Origin of the sequence: Pedobacter borealis DSM 19626, from assembly GCF_000708285.2 — a bacterium.
GTDB classification, from domain to species: domain Bacteria; phylum Bacteroidota; class Bacteroidia; order Sphingobacteriales; family Sphingobacteriaceae; genus Pedobacter; species Pedobacter borealis.
On record NZ_JAUG01000001.1, the window covers coordinates 32,565 to 55,613 of the forward strand.

Genomic DNA, 23,049 nt, shown 5'->3' on the forward strand with positions numbered 1-23,049 from the left:
ATGTTAAAGATTGGGACTGCTAAAACCAAGATTTTTCATACCTGTTTTAACTTCGGGAGCCGACATAAATAAGTTCCAGATTAATTTGGTTCTATAATTTTCGATCATCACTACTATCGGTCCCTGATCTATGGCCAAAGTAGAAGAAGCAAACCATTGATCTTTTAGCGAGAAAGCATCGTAAAAACCATAATTTCCCCAGGTTTTGTCGCCCAGTTTATAATAAAAATATTTTAGCGCCTGCATCGATTCGGTTGGCGTATACGGAAAAGATGATAAGGCTGCGGTAGGGGCAATTACACCAACATCATTGTTCGGCGCGCTTGCAGCATATCCGTTAGGAATATCACTTGCCGTTAAACCCCAGCAATTTTCACCATAACCATAGTTCCCGAGCGGATTAGCTTTGCAATAATTATAATTAATCTGCGTGTGTGCTTTAGTCTGTGTTTCGTAATTTGCGTAAGCATCGCTTAAACCTGTTGGATTGATACCCAAGAAAGAATAGTGTGCAAAAAATAATGGGCCACCATTGGCTGTGCCTAAAGGAAGTTGAACACCATAATAGGTATTCCCATTTTTCATTGCTCCATTTTGTGCCCAACCAATATCATAAACGGTTTTTGGAATGGAGAAAGTAGGTGAAGCTGCGGCCATCACATAAGTGATCAAACATTCGTTCCAGCCTTTAATGGGCAGGTTCATGTCCCAGTTATAATTAGGGCTCCAATGCCAGTAAAGTGTATTACTGTTATCTTTTCTGTACCAGGCCCATTCTACGCCGTTATAAATGGTATTAATATCCGCTCGTAACGCAGTTTCTGCTGCATCAGTTCCATTAAAATATTGACGGGCGGTGATTAGTCCTGCCATTAAAAATGAAGTCTCAACGAGATCGCCACCATTATCTTTGGTACTGAACGGAATTGCTTTTCCGGTATTGCCATCCAACCAATGTGGATAGGCGCCATGAAAACGATCAGCAGTTTTTAAAAAGGATACCATCTTTTGGATCCTCGTCAATCCATCTGCCCTGCTGATGAAATTCCTGCTGATACCAGTAACCAAGGCCATGATTCCAAAACCCGATCCACCAGAAGTTACGGTATTACCAGATGTATTTCTTTCCCTTGCAAGGCCACTGGTTGGGTGTGCAAAATCCCAGAAATATTTGAATGTTTGTTTTTGAACGAGCGTTAAAAGTTCATCGTCGCTGATGCGTGCAAATTTGTCTGCATCATCAACAGCAGTGATCAGGTTTACAGCAACCGCTGATTGAAGTTTACCACCGGTTTTTGATGATAAATTGTTATTAACGTTTAAAATATATTTTGTAATGGGCTGCAATGCCGTAGCGGTAATTACAACCGTATTATCGTTGTTCTCTAATTTGGAAGTGAATGCTACCGGATTTCCAGAGGCATCGGTAAGGGTAACATTGCCACTTATAGAAGTGGAATTGATTGGTGATGAGAATGTTATTTTGATAATTGGGTTATTGTTTAAGCCATAATAGGTAAAGCCACTGTAAGCATCGTTTACCTTTAAATCGCTAAAAGAAAATGAGCTTGGTGTAACGGGTGGATCAACCGGTGCAGGTGTATCACTTTTTTTGCACGCAAAAAAAACAATTGATAAGATTAAAATATAAAAATATTTATTGTTCATAGTAGGAGAGTTGAAAAGGGCCACCATTTGGCAGCCCTTTTAATTTTGGCTATCAGAATGGGAAAGCTATTTTCCTCTTCCTTCGAGTTTTGCTAAAGCACTTATTTCTTCGGGTGCCAAAGCTTTATTAAAAATGCGAACTTCATCTAATTTGCCAGTTAAATAACTGGCCCAATCTTGCTTGCCTGTTGAGGTTGTTAAACTAGGGGTAGTTTGAAAATGAACGGTTCCGAAAACCATTTTACCTGCATTCTGAAATGTTAAGGCACCCAGATTTGCAACCGTTTTTTCGCCCAATTTAGATCCGTTAACATATACTTTAAATGTTGATGTTGCCTGATCATAACTATAAGCAATTTGTGTCCATTTACCCCATGGCGATGTGATTTTTAAAAAGTTATCACCTCCATTGTTTACTACTCCAGAATAAGTACGTGCTACTAGTTTACCCGTAGTTGCATCGCCTCCATTTTCGAAGAACAAGGTTAGGTTACCCCAAAAATCCGATGATTTTGAAACATCTATAAGCCCAACAATACCTTTATCATTTAAAGGCATATTAACCCAGCAGGTAAGAGTGAAACTTTTTAAGCTTTGAACGGCAGCAGGAGTATTAGATACAACATAACCATTTAAAGCACCCTGTAAGCCTTGTCCTTTTACCCCGGCAGCAAACGAAGTACCTGTGTTTACGCCCACAGTATTAGAAATACTATCAGTTAATCCTCCATCGAAAGCCCAATAGGCTACCAAACTACTTGGAGCAATTTGTTTTGCACTGGTGTAGCCACCGATATTCAAAGCTGGAGCATAGCTTGATGGATCAAATTTTTTCTGACAAGAAGATAAGCCTAAACCCACAACTGCCAATAATAAATATTTTGTTTTCATTTTTAAATCAATTGAAGAGGTTAGTATCCAGGATTTTGTGTCAAAACACCTACACTTATGTCAATCTCAGTTGATGGAATAGGCCAAACTTCGTTTTTACCAGCTTTCCAGCCTTTGGCACCAAATACAGCAGTACCACGACCCTGGCGAATTACATCAAAATAACGGTCAGATTCCATCGCTAACTCAAGTTGTCTTTCTTTCCAAATGGCCTGACGCAGTGCATCTTTATCACTTGTTGTAACATCAGGAACAACACCAGCTACACCACCACGTGCACGTGCACGAACCCTGTTTAATGAAGTTTTAGCTAAAGTTGGATTGTTTAGCTCGTTAGCAGCTTCTGCGTTCATCAAAAGAACATCGGCAAAGCGAAGTACACGTACGTTTTGGTCAGCTCCCTGTGTATAACCAGAGATAATGTTGGCAAATGGTACGTAAGATTTCTCATTATACATCGGATTATCTGCGCTGTTAGAGATTGCATCACCTTGGGGGGTAGTTTCTCCTCTATATAGAATTGTTGCGTTCCGACGAACATCGCCTGCTTCGAAAGCTGCATCCAATGCTGGTGTAGGTACGTTGAAACCCCATCCAAGGTCTGGCGTGTTTGCTCTTGCACCTTGTACCTGGCTGTATTGCGAATTTGATGCATCTTTATTATTCAATAAAAGTGCGCATTGAATTTCAAATACAGATTCTACGTTGTTTTCATGGTTGGTTCTAAAGCCTTCCTGAAAATTAGGATATAAATCATAACCTAAAGTCATAACGGTATTGGTGTAGGATAAAACCTGGTCCCATTTACCTAGATACATGGCAACTTTAGCATGCAAAGCAAGAGCAGCGCCTTTTGTTGCTCTGCCTAAATCGGCAGCCGGATAGGTTTGTGGCAACACTGCAGCAGCCTCATCTAAGTCTTTTTCGATTGCCGCATAAACCTGGGCTTTAGGTGTTCTCGGAATATTAAACTCAGAAACATCTTTGGGTACCGTTAAACGTAAAGGTATATCACCAAATGCTCTTACTAACCTGAAATATGAATAAGCGCGAACAAATTTGGCTTCTGCCAGGTAACGTGCTTTTAAACTGGCATCCATGTTAATTCCAGGAACGTTATCTAAAACCTGGTTACATAAATTAATGTTTTGGTACTGTGCCTGCCAGAAACCTCCAAATTGACCTTCGGTTGAAGATGCCGTGTAATTATCAAAGCTATTTAAATAACTTGCGTCGTTTGCTGTACTTCCCTTCTCGGCGTCATCGCCAGGAATACTTTCAACAGCTAAAGCAGGGAAGGCAGTGTTGCCCCAACTTCGTAAGTTACCATAAATAGCGATTACAGCTTTTGAAGCGTCATCTGCTGTTTTCCAAAAGGTAGCTTCTGGTTGTTTTGCCTGTGGATCAACATTTAAAAATTCCTTTTTACATGCAGGCATTACCAAAGTAGTTGCTAAGATTGCAATTAAACCCAGCTTTTGGATGTATGTATTTTTATGATTTAATTTCATTGTCTTAATTATTAGAATTGAACCTGAACACCTAATCTGTATGTAGCTGCAAGCGGATAAACATTTGCATCTATACCTCTTGAAATAGGACCACTATTGGCATCATACCCGATTTCAGGAGTAAATCCTTTATATCCGAATAAGTTAACAGCATTTTGTGCGTCAAGAAATACTCTGATTTTTTTCATCGACCATTTGCCCATTAATGAAGCAGGAAGTGAGTAACCTAATTGTACTGTTCTTAAACGGATATAAGAACCATCTTCCACATAGAATGAGTTAGGTGCAGCATTTGACGTAGATCCAACATTAGCTGATGGGTAAGTGTTAGATGTACCAGCACCATGCCATCTGTTATCGTAAAAATCTTTGCTGAAGTTTTCATTACCGAAACGGTAAGCAATGTTTGCATTGTAAACATCAACATCTGCAACACCTTGAATGTCTAAAGCTAAATCCCATCCTTTGTAAGCGAAAGTTGTATTGATACCATAACTGTATTTAGGATTTGGATTTCCTAATACTACACGGTCTTTCCCATCAATGGCGCCATCACCATTTTGGTCTACATAACGGAAGTCGCCCGGTTTTGCGCCAGTTTGCGCTGACGCAGCAACTTCAGCAGGAGTTTGGAAAATTCCTGCAACCTGATAACCAAAGAATGATCCTATTGGGTCACCTTGTACGGTACGTGTTGCTAAAGCACCGTTAGCAATGCCTTGTCCACCACTATAAATTGGGTTTGAACCCGTAATTACCGATAATACTTTGTTGTTATTAATTCCTATGTTTCCACTAATCGAATAACTTAAACCACTTTTAGTTTGATCTCTCCAGGTGCCCAGAAATTCGACCCCCCGGTTACGTAAATCAGCTTGGTTACCAATTAAGCTTGCGGTGGCTGTACCAATTGAAGTGAAGATCGGTATGCCAAATATAGCCTGCTCTGTTTTTTTATTATAAAAACTTGCTTCAATATTTAATCTGTTTTTTAGGAATGCTGCTTCAAATCCAATGTCAGTACCCGTTGTACGCTCCCAGTTTAAGAATGAAGGAACTAACGACGCCACGCTGGCACCTGTGTAGGCTACACCATTTAATACCGTAACATAGCCAGCTATTTGAGATACTGTTAATGTTGTTGGGTTTATCGGAACACCCGCATTACCTACTTTACCCCATGATGCTTTAAGTTTTAAATTATTAAAAACTTTTTGGTCTTTCATGAAGTCCTCGTTAGAAACAACCCAACCAGCACCAACTGCAGGGAAATAACCCCAAAGATCACCACCTCCGAAAAATTGAGATGCCGCATCAGCACGCAATGTGGCATTTAATAAATATTTGTCTTTATAAGAATAATTTGCCCTACCGAAATAAGAAAGGTAAGTAGATAAGCTGCCACCGTCTACTACTTCACGGGTGCTTGCTGTACCTAATGCCAGGTATAAATCTCCTTCACTGCTGTAAGGAACATTTAATGCACTGGAATTGAGATAATAATTTTTTCTTCTTTGCGCTGTTGTACCTGCTAAAACTGTTAGATTATGATTGCCGAAAGTGTTTTTATAGGTTAAAGTGTTCTCTAAAATCCAGTTTCTGTTCTCATCCCGGTTGATGGTTAAACGGCTAATGTCATTCAGTTGACCCTGTGTTGCTTTATAAACGGGTGTATAGCCTTTTACTTCATTTTGTCCAAAATCACCACCTGCACTGGTTTTAAAAGTAAAGTTTTTAGCAAAGGTTAGCTCTGCATAAACATTTCCGTTAATTCGGTAGTTTTTAGATTTTTGATTGAAGAAGTCTAAAGTTACCTGAGGATTGAAGTTGTTACCACCTCCTAAACCGAAATCATTGGCATCTCCATAAGTCCCATCTGCATAATAAACCGGAACTACTGGACCAGCAGCATATAATTGACGGAAAATAGCTCCGTTGATATCATTTGAATTAATAGACGTTCCGGAAACCGAATATCCTACTTTCAACGATTTCAGAATTTGGAAATCATTGGCTAATCTGGCTGTATAACGTTTCCAGTTTTGATTTTTAACAATACCGTCCTCATTATCGTAACCTAAAGAGAAGTTATAGGTCGATTTTTCAGAACCGCCATTAACAGAGATCTGATGCGTAGTTTGTAATGCATTTCTTAATCCCTGATTGTACCAGTTGGTACCTTCGCCATAACTGGAAGGATTGGCAAATAATTGAGTGGCTCCGTTTGATGCAGATAATTCATTGATAATTGTTGCATATTCGGTGGCATTTGCCATTTCGATCGGGTTGGTTACTTTTTTATAGCCAACAGCTCCATTGTAATTAATAACCGGACTATCGTTCTTACCTTTTTTAGTGGTAACTAATATAACCCCGTTAGCTGCCCGGATACCATAAATAGATTGAGATGATGCATCTTTCAGAATGCTCATATCAGCAATATCCGCAGGATTTAAGAAACTTATGTCATCGTACCAAACTCCATCAACCACGTATAATACGCCAAGGCTGCCATAAATAGTTCCTGTACCGCGGATTGTAATTTGTGGTGTCGAACCCGGGGTACCTGAATTGGTAATACTAACACCTGCAACCTTACCCTGCAATGCACTTACAGCATTAACCGATGCTTGTTTTGAAATGTCCTCACCTTTTACAGTGGCTACAGACCCAGTTACATCAATTTTTCTTTGCGTACCGTAACCCACAACCACAACCTGCTCTAATTGTTGTGTTGATGATGCTAGAGATACATTAATTGTAGTTTGGTTATTTACAGCCTGTTCTAATGCTGTATAGCCTACAAAGTTAAATACCAATGTGGCACTGGCCGGTGCGCTAAGAGAGTAGTTGCCGTTTACATCCGTCTGCGTACCATTTTGTGTGCCCTTGATTAAGATAGTTACGCCTGGTAACGGAGTTTTGTCGCCCCCATCTGTTACCCTACCTTTTACAGTAATGTTTTGCGCAAATGCTACGTTAATTGCGAGTAAACAAAATACGGCCAGAACAGAAATTCTTGTAAAGATTCTTTTCATGCTTATTAAAATTTAGTTTAATTGTTAGTTAAATGTGGGGTTGTTTTTGCTGATGTGCAAGTGTTTTTACCTCTACATTAATACATCATCTGATACTGTGGGGTATCTCAATCAAATAAACCAAATGCCATTTTAGCCTAAAAATGCAGTTTTTTAGATTTTAACATCACATTAATAAATACACAAGTGTACAAATAACACTAAGTATTTTGTGGGGCTAGAAAGCTTGCTATGAGAGGTAATGATGTAGTGCCGATTGGGTAAGATAACATGAAAAAGCCCCAAAAATCGTTTTTTGTGCAAACGTTCCCGAGGCTGGTTCGAGCAATTTTTGACCGCTCTAATTTGATTCTAGCTGCAAGATTAAAGTTCCATTAAAAACTCTGTCAGGTTTTTATCGTGCGGTACTTCGAGCTTTTTGCGTAAGCGATATCTTCTGATTTCTACACCTCTTAAACTAATATTTAGTAGTGATGACATCTCTTTGCTACTCATATTCATCCTGAGGTAGGCGCAGAGTTTCAAATCATTCGGAACAAGATCGGGATGCTGTGCCTTTAATTTTTTAAAGAAACTTTCGTGTGCCTCATTAAAACTATTCTCAAATAAATGCCAATCACGCTCATCATTCATACCATCATTAATTACTTTCTGGATTTTGCGGGTTTGATCATCTGAGAGTTTTTTCCCATTCTCATCCTTTAATTTGGTGATCTCATCACTCAGCTTTTGGAGCAGCTCGTTTTTATAAACAAGGGTCATGGCTGAGTTGGCCAGTTCTCTATTTTTCGAGGCGAGTTCTGCCTGTAATTTTTCTGTTTGCAGCTTGATGATCTGCTTTTCGTTGATCTCTGTTTCCTGCTTCAGGATCTCTTCTTGCTCAGCTTGTAAGCGGTCGCTGATTTTTTGGCTATCCCGCTGTAGTTTTCTTTCGTAAATTTTCTTACCCAGAATCAACACCACCACAAATAAAACAACATAACACAAAATGGCCCAATTATTTAGATACCATGGACGCAAAATAGTAAACGAATAAACGGTTTCCCCGCTTACTGAAGTATCATCGATTTTTGCCCTAACTTTAAAAATATAGTTGCCAGCACTTAAATTGGTAAAATCTTTTTGTGTGGCATAACTCCAATCAGACCAGGCCTTAGAATATCCTTCTAAATAAAACTGATATTTAACCTTAGCCTGTCGGTAATAGGGCAATGCATAAGAAATGCGGATATTGTTACGGCTGTTTTGGATCTCTGTTGCTTCCTCACCATTTCCAGCTTCGCTGATGAGCGAAAATTTATCGGTAATATCTTCTACACGCCTGATCAGTACGGCAGGCAATTTTTGTTTCTGCAAACTCAGTTGAGCCGTAGGATTGTAGATTACGAACCCATCATCAACGCTGATCAGATAAATGGAATTGCTGATGCGGCTAATGTTCTCGTAATATTGAACCATACGGCCATCTAAAATGCTGAATTGATTCGAATCTATTTCTACTTTACCAGGTTCGCTAAAGTTAACCAGTGCTGTTTTGCCGTGATTAATAAACCAATATTTTTTGCCACCCGCATTAATAATTTTATTAGAGGATTGGAAAGAACCAAGCTCTTTGTTAAGGGCTTCGTACTTGGTAAACTTGTCGCTTAGCTCATCATAGGTATAAAACCCTGCATCAGAAGAAAAAACAATTTTGTTCTCTAAATTGAAAATATTGATGTTGTAATTGCCGGGAAGACCATTTTTTTCATCGAAATACTTGGTGCTGACCACACTGGTATAATTAGCACTTAAGTTCAATTTAAACAGACCTTTATAAGCATGTGCTACCCAGATATCTCCTTTGTTGTCTTGTTCAACATATCTCGACGGGGCATCAAAGCCTGCAATTTTTGTAGCAAACTTTAAGCCCGAAGCTGGAGATTCTGTAAAGAGCGAAAGCCCGGTATAAGTGCCTTGAACAAGGTAATTCGGATTTGAGTTTAATTTTTTAATTGTCCAGCCACCAGATGATCTCGATAACCAATCAATTTTATCGCCGTTTACTTTAAATGTGCCGCTATTGTGTCCACAGATCAGCTCATTATCAATAATGGTGAGTTCCCATACCTGCCCTTGCGAATTAGCGATTAACCGAAAATTAAATGGCAGTAGGTTATCTGGCGACCACTCGCTATAAAATAAACCTTGATTGGTACCGAGATAAATTTTATTGTTAAAGATAATGCTGGAGTAAACAGTACCAAACTGACCTGTTTTATCAAAATAAAAATATAAAGGAGAGTTAAGTTCTATACGGTCGATCCCATTATCAAGACCTGTCCAAAGATTTTGTTCATTATCGGCATATAAACTTAAAACAGTATTGTTCTGTAAACCGCTCGATTTATTGATCCGCTGCACAACTCTTCCATTTTCATCAATAATGATCAGGCCATTAAGGATAGTGCCGTAAGCAAAATATTTACCCAATAAACTTACTCCATTGTTAAGTTGGTAGGTTTTAAGGTAGCTATTTGCTGCTGTGTTTAGCGGCGTAAAATCTTTTCCGTCATAGGTAAATAATCCGTTTTTACTGGTACCGATAATGAGGCCGCTGGTTTTGTAAGGAAGGATAGAAAGAATTCCTTCTTTGCCAAGTTTTTCACTATTTGGGATGTGGACCAATTTGTTGCCAATGAGCTCGAACAAACCTTTTTCCAGTACTTCAATTAAGTGCCTTTTGTTCACCTTATGAAGAAACAGAAAGGAAGATGGCGATTTTACAACCTCGATTTTGTTGTTTTTATAGATGAAAATTTTCGAAAAGGATTGAAAGATTACCCTATCCTGGTCTACATAGATTTTCCAAACTTCATCATTGATTTTTATTCCTTTTGGCAAAAGATTGGTAAGTGAACTATAGGTTAACTTGTTGCTTTTAATCGACCAAAAGCCAAATTCACCAAAGCTACCAGTATAAATTCTTCCTTTGTTATCTGTAGCCACCGATCTAACAATTTGCCGATTTGGCATCTGATATTTCTGCCAGTAGCGGCCATCGAAAGTTAAAAGTCCTTCAGCATTGCCAAAGTACATCACACCATTTTTATCTTTTGCTACACTCCAGTTCTGGTTTCCTGACGAATAAACCGATTTTGGATAATTTTCTATATATGGAACGCCTATGCTTTTAATTTCTGATGCATGGGCATTTATTGCGAAGCAGGATAATAATAATAGGAGCCGGAAATAGTTTAGCATAAAATGGTTAATAGGTAAAGCCATTAATACACAAAGTAAATGAAAAATTGTTTAATACGGTGGTTAATAGATAATGATTGAGATCTGTTGGTTGATAGTCAATGGTCCATAGTTAATGGCGTATAGTTCATAGCTATTTGCCATTTCCCATTTCCCTTAGATATTGACTTAACCTCACAATGAATTTTTTAACTTAGAAATCATCTTACAAAGTTGTTCGTATTCAGCATAAAGTCTTTTAAACTCGGCCTCTGCAATATAATCTCTGGAGAAAGCCATAAATAAGCAACTTACCACCTCCAATCCAGAGCGGACAGAATAAGTTAAGAATCTTGAAAATTCAGCTTTTGATTGTCCCATGCAACCTTCGGCAATATTAAGGTTTACTGAATCAGCTGCTTTCTTAATTTGATTAGCTAAACTGAAAAGTTCTATCCTAGGAAAACTTTTTGCTATAATATCTATTTCGTTACTGAGTTTTAATGAAACCTGCCAAACCTTTAATTCTTCAAATTTGAAAGCCATAATGTTAAATTTGAAATAAATATAATTATCTCTCTCAACATTATGGTCTTTAATTTTATAGTTATTAACTCTTTGACTATTAACGAATAGGCTGCGAAATATGGCTATTGACCATCAACTAATAGGCAATAAGCACGGTTTAACTTTTCACTGCTACCGGCTGCGGAACCTTTACATAATAGCCTGTGCCATCGTAAGGGCGCTTGCGTGGATTGGTAGTGCACTCCACTGAGCAACAGCCCTGAAGCTGATCACCGCATTCATCGCATTGGGTAATGTGCTCATTACATTCCGGATTGGCGCAGTTGATCATTTTAGGGGTAGTTTTACCACAGTTATAACAAACTGAAACAATGGTAGGGTTTACCGCATTTACATCAACAGCAATGCGATTGTCGAAAACATAACACTTACCTTCAAAATCCTTTCCACCCGCTTCTTTTCCATATTTAATAATGCCACCATGTAATTGGTAAACATCGTTAAAGCCATGGTGTAAAAGCAAAGCAGAAGCTTTTTCGCATTTAATACCTCCGGTACAATAGGTTAATATTTTCTTGTCTTTATATTGGGCAAGTTGATTGATCTGTTCAGGGAAATCGCGGAAATTCTCGATATCGAGTGTTAATGCATTTTTAAATTTACCAAGATTGTGTTCATAATTGGAGCGGACATCCAGGATAATTACATCCTCATCATCTTTCATTTTCATGAAATCTACAGGCTCTAAATGTTTGCCTGTTTTTTCATTCGGATTAATAATCGAGGTATCTCTTAAACCAGAATGAACAATTTCGGATTTATAACGGCAGTGCATTTTCAGGAACGATGGCTCCTCAACATCATCAATTTTAAACGCTGTTGTTGCAAACCTTTCATCGGCATGTACGGCTTTCATGTAAGCGTCGCAAGCCTCAACAGTGCCAGAAACAGTGCCGTTTAAACCTTCATCAGCAACGATAATCCGGCCAACTAAACCTAATGATTTACAAAATTTAAGGTGATCGGCAGCAAATTGTTCTGCCTCTGCTATGTAACTATAGCAATAGTAAAGTAGTGTTTGATATTTTTCCATAACGCTGTTGATACCGTTGCAAACGGCGTTTAAAGCGAGGCAAAGATAGTAAAAAAAGATATAAGGTAGAAGGTAAGGTGGAAGGTTTTTAACTCCTGATTTCAGAATCTTCCCTGTTTAGGAAAATAGCTAAAATTGGTTCAGTAAACCTTACGCCTTATACCCTATACCTTAAACCTTATTATAAGGCGTAAGCTAAAAAAGATATAAGGTAGAAGGTAAGGTGGAAGGTTTTTAACTCCTGATTTCAGAATCTTCCCTGTTTAGGAAAATAGCTAAAATTGGTTCAGTAAACCTTACGTCTTATACCCTATACCTTAAACCTTATTATAAGGTGTAAGCTATTCTAAATCCTTGTGTTAATTTGCGGGCACCGTCGTAAGCAAAGCCATAACTGGCCCTTAATACCAGGCGCTGGAAGCCGAAATAAAATTCTTTATAATTTCTTTTTTCTGGAGAAGACAAATAGCCACCCCCAATAAATTCTTCCAATTTAGCTTTACGCAGTAACGGCACTTTATTTGTGAAAAAGCCTGCAAAGTTATGCTCTAAATGCGCTTCGAAGTATTGTTGATTGGTGCTAAACTGATAAAAATCTAAATATTGAAACTTTCTTATATTAGGAGGGAAGATGGTAGAAATGTTACCTGAAAAATGTTTGAAATCAGGATAATACATCTTTGCATTATTAAGAAACTTTCCTGCCCCAACCAAAAATGAACTATAGCCCAATAACCCTAGGCTAATTCTATCCTGATAAACTTCTGCTTTTACAAAATCGTAATCAACATCGCTATTTAAAACGTTGTTAAATCCTTTTTTATACAATACCGTAATTCTAGGAAAATGAGATTCAGTATAAAACTTACCATCCGGACGGGTAATGTATTTCTGACCGATGGTGTAGGTTAAACTCACAGTTGCACTTAGCGAGTTGTACGTAGGAAAAAGTGGCGTTTCTATAGTTGGACTAAAAGGATTGTTCGACGTAAATTCCCTATCCTTGGCATCGATAAACTTAAATGTAGCGTTATTGATTAAATTTTTGTTCCTGCTATAATCTACACTTGCACTTCCCTGTAATCCTGTTGCCAGTTCCCTGGTTGTGTTAATGTTAATGAAGCTTTTCTCGTAAAATTTCGAGAAGTTTTTTTCGTAAAGCAATGAGTTAATGGTATTGCCTAATGCAGTCATTGAGCCCAGATTATTTAGGTCAAAAATGCCATTTCCGAACGATGCACCTATACTGGCCCTTTTAAGCGGATTGTAATAGTAACTTCCGGTTAAACTTCCGGTAAGTTTTTGGTTGGCAAAACCATACCTCAGTTCAGGCCGGATAGAATAAGATCTTCTATTCTCGAAATCCTTTCTGTACGTAAGCCCATATTTTACTGCAAAACCTTCTACAGTGTTGTAAAATATGGCTTTAAGTACCGGATCGAAAGACCAGTATTCCTTATCATAGCGATCGTTAACACTATATCCTCTTAGCAGTAATTTGCGGATACCAAACTTATTGTTGTCTTTTTCTAGTGAATCGAGATACTTTTTCGATTCCTTTAATTTAGCAATACTATCTTTTTTAACGTAATTAAGCTTTTCATCACCCGTTAAAGGAATCGGCCTATTGTTTGTCCAGTAGGTAGAGTCTTTTTTGTTCACCATTTCAGTTATTTTCAATATTTCGCCATTGAAAAAGTTTTTAGGAAACTTAGGGTCAACATTGTAATTGCCATAAATACCAACAAAATAGCCTGCAATTTTAAAGCCTAACACATTACCCGCAAATTGAAAATTGATGGCGGTAGGCATATAAACCTCCTTAACCTTGGTAAATTGTTGGCTGATGTTTAAGGTATCGATAAAGTTGATGCCCGATTTTTTAGTTAAATAAACATCGGTATTGTAAATTCTCCAGCTGCCATCAATAATGTATATAATTCCCCTAAACACAGGATCATTTTCACGACGGGGGACGACCTCTATTTTGTGGATCAGTTCTCCATTCTCTTTGGTTTCGCCAAGCAACTTGTATTTATAGTAAAACAGGGCATTGTCTGCAATTGGCGAAATGAAGCCCCTGGTGCTTAATTTGTTTTCGAGCAGGTAATTATCATAAAAATTAATGATGAGATCAGATGCTTTATTAAAACTGAAAGCATTGTTTCTTCCGGCAACTTTTGATGAAATCATTTCTTCGTGTACATCATTAGGCCTTCTAAAATTAAACTTACTCTGCGATTCTGATAAATAAATGATGCCTTTTCGATTGGTATCGAGCTCCAAAACTTTTTGGATATCCCCACCGAAAAACTTTTTAGGGGCACCCCTTAAACGTTGTACGCCTTTAATGTAAACATCGCAACTAAATTCCTTAACTTCATTTAGATGTGTTTTTCTCTGTTTGATGGTTTTACGGATAATGGCATAAGCCGGATCTTCGGCATTTGCCCTGATGTTTACATTTTCTAAAGTATAACTTTCAGATGTTAGGGTTATATTGAGCGAAATATCATCGGTAAGGTTGATGATATGCTCCTGCTGTTTATAGCCCACTGCCCTGAAATTTAATGTGTATTCTCCCGTTTTTAGCTTCATCGAATATCTCCCGTCAACATTTGCAGACGTGCCGGTAGTGGTGTTTTTTAAATAAACCGATGCAAAAGGAACAGGCTGTCCGTTGGTATCCTTAACTATACCTGTGATCGTAAATTGTTGAGCAAAAACAAAATTGGTGAGGCCACAAAAAAATAGGAGCGCGCAAATTCTTATCATAAATTAGATTAGTAAGCTATAAATATCGAATAACTTTTAAGACTATACATATAGGGGGGTGTTAAAGTTTGTTAAGATTGAAAAAAAAATGGGATGATATTAGAGCCTGTTTAAATTTCATTATAAATTATTAGTAACCTGAGTTCGATAATTATTTGCTGAAAATTATATCTTATTTACGCCTAATCCCGCTTTATCGTCCTGCTGAATTTATTTCAGCATCTTTTTAGCGTGAAAGACCCTGAAATAAATTCAGGGTGACGACCGTCTTAACAGAAAACTTGATTAAAACGCCACAAAATGAAAAAAACCTCAGTGTGACAAAAATGTTAGATAAGTAAAATAATTGTATCAAATTTAAACAGGCTCTTAATTTTTTTCAGAATAATAAAACGTAATCACCATTAGCCAACTAATCAAACGTTTGTCTCTAAAGTATGTTGTTAAAATTGCCTTTTTAGGTCTGTAAAGACTTTTTTTTATAACTTTGGGCGTAAAATTAACCATATAAAAAGGCCATGTATAAAACATTACAACCTGTTCTTCAGAAAGAACTTGAAGAAATCGAAAACGCTGGATTATTTAAACGCGAACGTATTATTATTACCCCTCAGGGTGCCGACATTAAAGTAAGTGGCGGTGCTGAAGTAGTTAACTTTTGCGCAAATAATTATTTAGGGCTCTCTTCTCATCCAAATGTGATAGAAGCGGCTAAAAAAGCGATCGACGATCATGGTTATGGAATGTCTTCGGTACGCTTTATTTGCGGTACGCAAGATGTACACAAAGAATTGGAGGCTAAAATTTCTAAATTTTTAGGTACAGAAGATACCATTTTGTATGCTGCTGCATTTGATGCCAATGGCGGTGTTTTTGAACCATTATTTAATGCAGAAGATGCCATTATTTCTGATGAATTAAATCACGCATCAATTATCGATGGTGTTAGATTGTGTAAAGCACAACGTTTCCGTTATAAAAATGCAGATATGGAGGATTTGGAAAAACAGTTAATTGCTGCTAAAGATTGCAGACATAGAATCATTGTTACCGATGGTGCTTTCTCTATGGACGGATCAGTTGCTCCGCTGGATAAAATTGCAGATCTGGCTGATAAATATGAAGCCTTGATTATGATCGATGAATCGCATTGTACAGGTTTTATCGGTAAAAATGGCCGCGGAACACACGAACACTTCAACGTAATGGACCGTATCGATATCATTACCGGTACTTTAGGTAAAGCTTTAGGTGGTGCATCTGGCGGTTTTACTTCAGGTAAAAAAGAAATCGTTGATATGTTGCGCCAACGTTCACGTCCATATTTATTCTCTAATACCTTAGCACCAGCAATTGCAGGGGCATCTATCGCAGTATTAGATATGTTAAGTGAAACCACGTCGTTAAGAGATAAATTAGAAAACAATACCAAGTATTTCCGTGAAAAAATGACTGCAGCTGGTTTCGATATTAAACCAGGTTTCCATCCAATTGTTCCGGTAATGTTGTACGATGCAAAAATTGCACAACAATTTGCTGCTAAAATGTTAGAAGAAGGTATTTATGTAATCGGGTTCTTTTATCCTGTTGTGCCTCAAGGCAAAGCGAGAATCCGTGTACAATTATCAGCCGGACATGAGCAACATCACTTAGATAAAGCGATTGCTGCATTTACCAAAATAGGTAAAGAGTTAGGTGTAATTTAAAACCTATATATCTACGATAACTATAAAAGCCGCTTAAGCGGCTTTTATAGTTTATGGGTTCATTTTCTTTTATAATGGTATTGTAAACAGATTATTTGAACTCATCAACCCTGAAATTATTGGATAATTTGCCGTATATTTGAAGCCATGTTACAGGACAAAATAACACAATATACCGATAAAATTAATGCTTTCGTAACTGAAAAAGCAGACGAGTTAGAGCAATTCCGCATCAAGTATTTAGGAAGTAAAGGCGTAATCAAAGAGATTTTCGACGAATTCAAATCTGTTTCTGTTGAAGAAAAAAGATCGTTAGGTAAAGTTTTAAATGAGTTTAAGCAGCTTGCCGAATCAAAATACCTCACCTTAAAAGAATCTACGGAAAGTGCTGAGGTGAAAACTGAAAACGCACAACAGGATTTAACTTTACCGGGTGAAGGTTTCGAGATTGGCTCACGCCATCCTTTAGCCTTAGTGCGTAGAGAAATTGTAGAAATTTTTGCTAAACTTGGTTTTACAGTTGCAGAAGGTCCTGAAATTGAAGATGATTGGCATAACTTCTCTGCACTAAACTTCCCTGAAGAGCATCCTGCAAGAGATATGCAAGATACTTTCTTCATTAAAAAAGGTGGAGAAAAAGGCGATATCGCACTGCGTACGCATACTTCTTCTGTGCAGGTGCGCATGATGGAGCAGGGCCAGCCGCCGTTCAGGGCAATTATGCCAGGTCGTGTTTACCGTAACGAGGCCATTTCTGCACGTGCACACTGCTTTTTCCATCAGGTAGAAGGTTTGTATGTTGATGAAAACGTTTCATTTGCCGATTTAAAGCAAACTTTATTTTATTTCGTTCAGGAATTATACGGAGAAGGTACAAAAGTGCGTTTCCGTCCATCATATTTTCCTTTTACAGAGCCATCTGCAGAGATGGATATTTCATGTACCATTTGTAAAGGGGCAGGTTGCCAATTTTGTAAATACAGCGGTTGGGTAGAGATTTTGGGCTGTGGTATGGTAGATCCCAATGTTTTGGAAAACTGTGGTATCGATTCGAAAAAATATAGCGGTTTTGCATTTGGAATGGGAATAGAACGTATTACCAACCTGAAATACGAAATTAAAGATCTGCGTTTGTTCTCTGAAAACGATGCGCGTTTCTTAAAGCAATTTAAATCTGCTTTAATTTAATGATGAAGTATTTATATAGCATATTGTTTGTACTCTTAATTGCCACAGGCTGTGGTAAGGATGAAGGTTACATTCCTGATGTGCCGGTAAATTATAATGTAACACTTCAAGAGTTTTCCATTAAACAAAAAGATAATGTTATGCTAGTTGCTGATCGGGGTGTTGGCGGTTTAATTATTGTGAGGATATCATCCAACAATTATGTAGCATTTGATCGTTGCAGTACCGTAAATCCAGAGAAAATTTGTAAAATAGTGCCTGATGACAGTGGGTTTACCGCAACTGATCCATGTTCTGGCGCAAAATTTTCACTGCTTGATGGTAGTCCACAAAAAGCACCCGCAGAAAGAAGCTTAAAAGCATACAATGTTTCTTTGCAAGGCAACACACTATTACACGTAAGCAATTAAAATGGAAGCTGAAAAAATAAAAGAAACAGTAAAAAAGGCTGCCAAAGAACTATTTAGAAAATACGGTTACCATAAAACCAGTGTAAACGAAATTGCTAAAAAGGCGCGTATTGCCAAAGCAACAATTTACAAATATTTCGAAAGTAAAGAACAGGTGCTGGATAGTATATTGATGGATTACCTTGATCAGAATCTTCACGAAATCCTGCATAATAAATTAAGCTACGCATCAGAAGAAGAACATTTAAAAGCATTGGTGATGAAAACCAGCCGTTTATCTTTTACGGCGTGTAACGAATTTATCGGCTGGGATTTTGTTCGCGAAAACGCAAACTCACAGGAGTTTTTAAAACATTTATCAGATCAGCTAGAGGCTTTGTTGTTAGCCGCTTACCTGCAATTGGATAACTTTAAAAATAACCCTGCCAGGAGAGAAGGATTGGCCTTTCTGCTGAAAGCCAGTAAGAGCATAGTATTTTCATTCGCATTTACCTCAGTTAGCGATTCTGATGTCCGTAAGAACTTTGTAAGTTTCCAGAAAGAAATATTGCCATTTTTGGTAAAAGCCGCACTTTAGTTTATAAGCTGAATAAGGCGTCGTCATGAGGGTGTATTAAGACGATTTTAGCCCAGATGCTGTCATGTTGAGCCTGTCGAAACACCTTAAAGAGTATTTAAAAAGGTCCTTCGACAAGCTCAGGATGACAAATCTATATTTATGATACAACCTGAATCTGGTCTTAACATCCCCACTAAGACACTCAATAAACTTATTGGTATATCGTAACGAGACACTCCACTAGAAAAAGATAAAAAGGGGGTAAACGCATAAATCCGCGTTTATATGTCTGTATCTGTGGTTAAAAAAATCGACTTATTGATTATAATAATCTTTCATCTTAAATTTTTGCACAGTTCTTTTTATTTTTCCATCAACCAGTTTTTGCGTAATCACCGTAACATTATCTGCAATACTCGAATCTTCAATTACCGATGAATCTTCGTAAAGCACATTTTTAGTATCATATTTATAATTGATGGTTTTGTCAAAACAGCATCCATCTTTTTGGTGGATGGCAATCTGCTTTGTTTTTTTATCAATATCGAACATGCCCAGGTTTTCGCTTGCCAGTTTAGTAAGTTCTTTATTCAGTAAAAACTTATTTTCTTTTGATGATAAATAAATGTTGTAAGATGGACTGGCATAAGCGCCATTATTACCGTTTCTTATCGCAATATCTTCAGAGCCGTCAAAATTAAAATCGCCAAAAATTAAAGGTGTTTGGTATTTGCCCAGATCGAGCCATCCAAGTTTGGCATTTTGGGTTTCAGTTAAGCCAAAATCTAAATCTTCAGAATGGAAGGTGTCTACTTCTCTATCTGTGATTTTATCGTAAATAATAATTGTAGCTTTTCCGCTACAAGCGTTACCTTCGCATTTATCAACAAAAATTTTGGCCTTGTATTGGTCAGAGCTGTTATTAGCTAAGAATTTAAACTGTGCTTTTGAAGTATTGGCAATTAATAAAATACTGCAAAAGATAATCAAACTTTTCATTAAATATTTTTCGGTAAAATTACATCAATATCAGTCTGTAAAAAGTTAAAAAAGGTTAACGTTTTCTTTTTCGTGTTTTGATATAGCTTTGAACTGCCGATTTTGTGGTAAGCCAATCTCTACCTTCTTTTTTCAGTTATTCCCATTTGAATACTTTTACTGCAACAGCATAAATACCAATGCCCCAAAGCAATAAGATCATAATTTGGAATTTAACGTCCCATAAGCCCAAGCCTTCAAAAGCCACTTTGCGCATGGCATCGTTTAAATAGGTCAAGGGTAATGCTCTGCTAATGGGCTGTAACCAGCTAGGAAAAGCCTCGATAGAAAAGAATGTCCCTGATAGTAAAAACTGCGGTAAAGTGACGATGTTCGAGATGGGTGGTACCATACTTTCGTTTTTAGCAATGCCTGAAATGATAAAACCAAAGCCCATAAAAACAATCACACCAAGCGTAGCCAGTATGAGCATATTGACGACGGTGAGCGCACCATGGACGAGTGTAAAACCAAAAAAGAAATGACCTATTAAAATGATAAACAACGCACCAATTAAGGCAAAACCAATGCGGGCAATACCTTCGCCGATTACAATGCTCGAACGCTTTACAGGTGTAGCAAAAAAGCGTTTAATAACCAGGGTTTGGCGTAGACTTAAAAATACGAATGCAGTCCCGAAAACACCCGTGCTTAATAGCGAGAAACCTAATTGCCCAGGAAGTATAAAATCGATGGTTTTATATTCGCGGCCAGTAATGGTGCTTTCTTTTATCTCTGCTACTGTCGGTTTTAATGTTTTATCGTAAAAAATATTGTTTAAAACTGATTTTAAAATCCCGCCTTTATCTCTTGATGCGGAGGTGTAAACTACGTTGACCGAATAAGCAGCTGAATTGACTTTTCTGTGAACATCAATCATGGCATCAACATTGCCTTTTTCTAACAGTTTATCAAACTCAGCTTTCGATTTATCTTTAACCAGGCGGATCATTCCTGTTTTTTCCAACATGCCCATTACCGGGTTGTTTACATCAGCGCCTGGTGTTACGCCCACATCGATGCGTGTTCCTCCGCCACCTAAAAATCCGAAGACTAAAATAAATATCAAAGGAAAAGCAAGCGTAAATACCACTGCCGATGGGCTCCGCATAATTGACCGGAAACTCGCTTTGGCAAGGGCAAGGGTCGCGATAAGGTTACTATAACCCCCAGCCCCTGAAGGGGAGTTTGAATTTCTGTCGTGTATATCTTTTTGCATATTAATTCTGCTGGATTTTGTTTTTTTTAAAAAAAAATGTATTAGACACTAGGTTTCAAGCCCCCTTCAGGGGGTTAGGGGGTGGCTTATTCTCTCCATTCCTGGCCGGTAAGGTTGATGAAAACATCTTCCAGATTGGCCTTTTTAACCTCTTTTTTACGTTCAAAACCACTGCTCACTAATTTATCTATTAAATTATCAGGAGTATCCAGCGCGATAATCTGCCCGCGTTCTACAAAAGCAACGCGATCGCAAAGTTGCTCCGCCTCGTCCATATAGTGCGTGGTAATTACAACAGTGGTGCCTGCATTGCGGATTTCGATAATCAGATCCCAGAGATTTCTTCTGGCCTGTGGATCTAAGCCTGTTGTGGGCTCATCCAAAAAAATAATTTTGGGTTGGTTGATTAATGTAGTGGCTATGGAGAAGCGCTGTTTCTGACCGCCAGAAAGTGCTTTGTATTTGGCTTTGGCCTTATCCTGAAGGTTTACTTTCTCCAGCATTTCCATCGGTTTGATGCTGGCACCATATAAACCAGCAAAAAGTTCGATCAGTTCGATGAGATTCAGATTTGGATAATAACCAGCTGCTTGTAGCTGTACACCGATAATCTGTTTAATATCCTGCGGCTGCTTGTCGACAGAAAAGCCATTAACGATAATTTCGCCGGAGGTTTTATCCCTTAGGGTTTCAATAATTTCGAGGGTAGTGGTTTTTCCGGCGCCATTAGGACCAAGCAGACCAAAAATCTCATGCTCGTAAACTTCAAAGCTAAGCCCTTGAACGGCCACGAAATCATCGTATTTTTTTACCAGGTTTTTAACGCTGATAATGGCTTTTTTTGTTTCCATATTGCGAATGTAAGCAGCTTTAAATGAATTGGGAATGAATTTTTGAGTACATAGCCGAAAATGTCGGTAAAATGATGTTTTATGCAGGCGAAAATAGATTATAAAAGAAATCTGCGGATCGGCGGCTTATTCTTGCCGCAAATCCGCAGATCGTATTATTGTATTTTGGCCTTTAAGCTTTAGTCTTTCAACCTTAAACCCTCCGCCTTCCAACCTTCTACCTTAACACTACCAAACCAGATCGCCTTTCATTACATCAACAAAATCGTCGAATAAGTATCGCGAATCGTGTGGACCTGGTGAAGACTCTGGGTGATATTGAACCGAAAATGCCTTTTTGCCTTTAACACGGATACCCTCGATCGATTTATCGTTTAAGTTAACGTGGGTAATCTCTACTTTATCAGAGTTTCTAACCTCATCAGGAATTACACCAAAACCGTGGTTTTGTGAAGTAACCTCGCAGTGGTTTTTGATAATGTTTTTTACCGGATGGTTTAATCCACGGTGACCGTTAAACATTTTCATGGTGCCGATACCATTAGCTTCGGCCAATAACTGGTGACCTAAACAGATCCCGAACATTGGTTTATTTACCGCTAGAATATCTTTGATTGTTTCTACAGCGTAAGGCATCACTGATGGATCGCCAGGGCCATTAGAAATGAAATAACCATCAGGGCTGAATTTTTCCATTTCGGCAAAAGTAGTTTTAGCAGGGAAAACCTGAACATAGATATCGCGGTTTTCGAAACTGCGCAAAATATTTTTCTTGATACCTAAATCTAAAGCCGCCACTTTTAAGCCCGCTTCAGGGTTGCCATAAAAATAAGGCTCGGTTGTACTTACTTTAGATGAAAGCTCTAAACCTTCCATTGAAGGTACTTCGGCTAATTTTTGTTTTAATTCTTCTAAATCCGTAATCTCAGAAGAAATAATCGCATTCATTGCGCCTTTATCTCTAATGTGGCGAACCAATGCACGTGTGTCGATATCAGAAATGGCAACCAGATTGTCGTTCTGAAAATAATCCTGAATCGATTCTGTTGCTTCTTTACGGCTATAAACGATGTTGTAATTTTTGCAGACTAAACCAGCAATTTTAATCGAACCTGATTCGATTTCATCTTTGTGGATACCGTAATTACCAATATGCGCATTGGTGGTAACCATTATCTGGCCAAAATAACTTGGATCAGTAAAAATTTCCTGGTAACCTGTCATCCCGGTATTAAAACAAATTTCGCCAGTAGTGGTGCCAATTTTTCCGGCCGCTTTGCCGTAAAAAACTGTGCCATCGGCCAGTAATAAAATCGCAGGTAACTTGGTGTAGTTAGTCATGGTAATTACAA

General features: G+C 38.0%; 16 protein-coding genes. 4 read left to right on the top strand and 12 right to left on the bottom strand.

Annotated elements, in window-relative coordinates:
- Window positions 1-3 precede the first annotated feature (3 nt).
- The 8 genes from AW17_RS00140 to AW17_RS00175 all read right to left on the bottom strand — a co-directional run bounded on the left by AW17_RS00140 (window position 4) and on the right by AW17_RS00175 (window position 14,726).
- Entirely contained in the window at window positions 4-1,668 is a 1,665-nt protein-coding gene (locus AW17_RS00140; RefSeq protein WP_029274036.1) for a glucoamylase family protein, read from the bottom strand.
- Window positions 1,669-1,734: 66 nt separating this feature from the next.
- Complete coding sequence (locus tag AW17_RS00145) at window positions 1,735-2,559, bottom strand: LamG domain-containing protein (RefSeq protein ID WP_029274037.1); 825 nt, start codon at window positions 2,557-2,559, stop codon at window positions 1,735-1,737.
- 20 nt (window positions 2,560-2,579) lie between these two features.
- Window positions 2,580-4,070: a RagB/SusD family nutrient uptake outer membrane protein gene (locus AW17_RS00150; RefSeq protein ID WP_029274038.1), complete on the bottom strand. Its 1,491-nt coding sequence runs from the start codon at window positions 4,068-4,070 to the stop codon at window positions 2,580-2,582.
- An 11-nt stretch (window positions 4,071-4,081) separates the two neighbouring features.
- Entirely contained in the window at window positions 4,082-7,108 is a 3,027-nt protein-coding gene (locus AW17_RS00155) for a SusC/RagA family TonB-linked outer membrane protein (RefSeq protein WP_029274039.1), read from the bottom strand.
- A 363-nt stretch (window positions 7,109-7,471) separates the two neighbouring features.
- Entirely contained in the window at window positions 7,472-10,351 is a 2,880-nt protein-coding gene (locus AW17_RS00160) for a triple tyrosine motif-containing protein (RefSeq protein WP_029274040.1), read from the bottom strand.
- 174 nt (window positions 10,352-10,525) lie between these two features.
- Window positions 10,526-10,876, bottom strand: coding sequence for a four helix bundle protein (locus AW17_RS00165; RefSeq protein ID WP_029274041.1), 351 nt, complete (start codon window positions 10,874-10,876; stop codon window positions 10,526-10,528).
- Window positions 10,877-11,015: 139 nt separating this feature from the next.
- Window positions 11,016-11,951: an oxygen-dependent tRNA uridine(34) hydroxylase TrhO gene (gene trhO, locus AW17_RS00170; RefSeq protein WP_029274042.1), complete on the bottom strand. Its 936-nt coding sequence runs from the start codon at window positions 11,949-11,951 to the stop codon at window positions 11,016-11,018.
- Window positions 11,952-12,278: 327 nt separating this feature from the next.
- Window positions 12,279-14,726, bottom strand: coding sequence for a DUF5686 and carboxypeptidase regulatory-like domain-containing protein (locus tag AW17_RS00175; RefSeq protein ID WP_029274044.1), 2,448 nt, complete (start codon window positions 14,724-14,726; stop codon window positions 12,279-12,281).
- A 518-nt stretch (window positions 14,727-15,244) separates the two neighbouring features.
- On the opposite strand from AW17_RS00175, the gene kbl reads away from it, so the two are divergent.
- The 4 genes from kbl (at window position 15,245) to AW17_RS00195 (ending at window position 18,607) form a co-directional block, all read left to right on the top strand.
- Window positions 15,245-16,432, top strand: coding sequence for a glycine C-acetyltransferase (gene kbl, locus AW17_RS00180; protein ID WP_029274045.1), 1,188 nt, complete (start codon window positions 15,245-15,247; stop codon window positions 16,430-16,432).
- Between the two features lie 147 nt (window positions 16,433-16,579).
- Window positions 16,580-17,620 (top strand): phenylalanine--tRNA ligase subunit alpha, encoded by a 1,041-nt coding sequence (pheS, locus tag AW17_RS00185; protein WP_029274046.1) that lies wholly within the window; start codon window positions 16,580-16,582, stop codon window positions 17,618-17,620.
- Window positions 17,620-18,030, top strand: coding sequence for a Rieske (2Fe-2S) protein (locus AW17_RS00190; RefSeq protein ID WP_029274047.1), 411 nt, complete (start codon window positions 17,620-17,622; stop codon window positions 18,028-18,030). Before pheS ends, AW17_RS00190 begins: the two co-directional genes overlap by 1 nt.
- A 1-nt stretch (window position 18,031) precedes the next feature.
- Window positions 18,032-18,607 carry a TetR/AcrR family transcriptional regulator gene (locus AW17_RS00195; RefSeq protein ID WP_029274048.1) on the top strand — a complete coding sequence of 192 codons (576 nt, stop codon included), beginning with the start codon at window positions 18,032-18,034 and terminating at the stop codon, window positions 18,605-18,607.
- A gap of 297 nt (window positions 18,608-18,904) precedes the next feature.
- Here the strand turns inward: AW17_RS00195 and AW17_RS00200 are convergent, their stop codons facing one another.
- The 4 genes from AW17_RS00200 to carA all read right to left on the bottom strand — a co-directional run bounded on the left by AW17_RS00200 (window position 18,905) and on the right by carA (window position 23,038).
- A complete protein-coding gene (locus tag AW17_RS00200) occupies window positions 18,905-19,588 on the bottom strand; it encodes an XAC2610-related protein (protein WP_051691549.1) in 684 nt (227 codons plus the stop codon).
- 136 nt (window positions 19,589-19,724) lie between these two features.
- Window positions 19,725-20,846, bottom strand: coding sequence for an ABC transporter permease (locus AW17_RS00205; RefSeq protein ID WP_051691550.1), 1,122 nt, complete (start codon window positions 20,844-20,846; stop codon window positions 19,725-19,727).
- Window positions 20,847-20,932: 86 nt separating this feature from the next.
- Window positions 20,933-21,697, bottom strand: a complete 765-nt coding sequence (locus AW17_RS00210; RefSeq protein WP_029274051.1) for an ABC transporter ATP-binding protein — start codon at window positions 21,695-21,697, stop codon at window positions 20,933-20,935.
- 228 nt (window positions 21,698-21,925) lie between these two features.
- Entirely contained in the window at window positions 21,926-23,038 is a 1,113-nt protein-coding gene (carA, locus tag AW17_RS00215) for a glutamine-hydrolyzing carbamoyl-phosphate synthase small subunit (protein ID WP_029274052.1), read from the bottom strand.
- Window positions 23,039-23,049 lie beyond the last annotated feature (11 nt).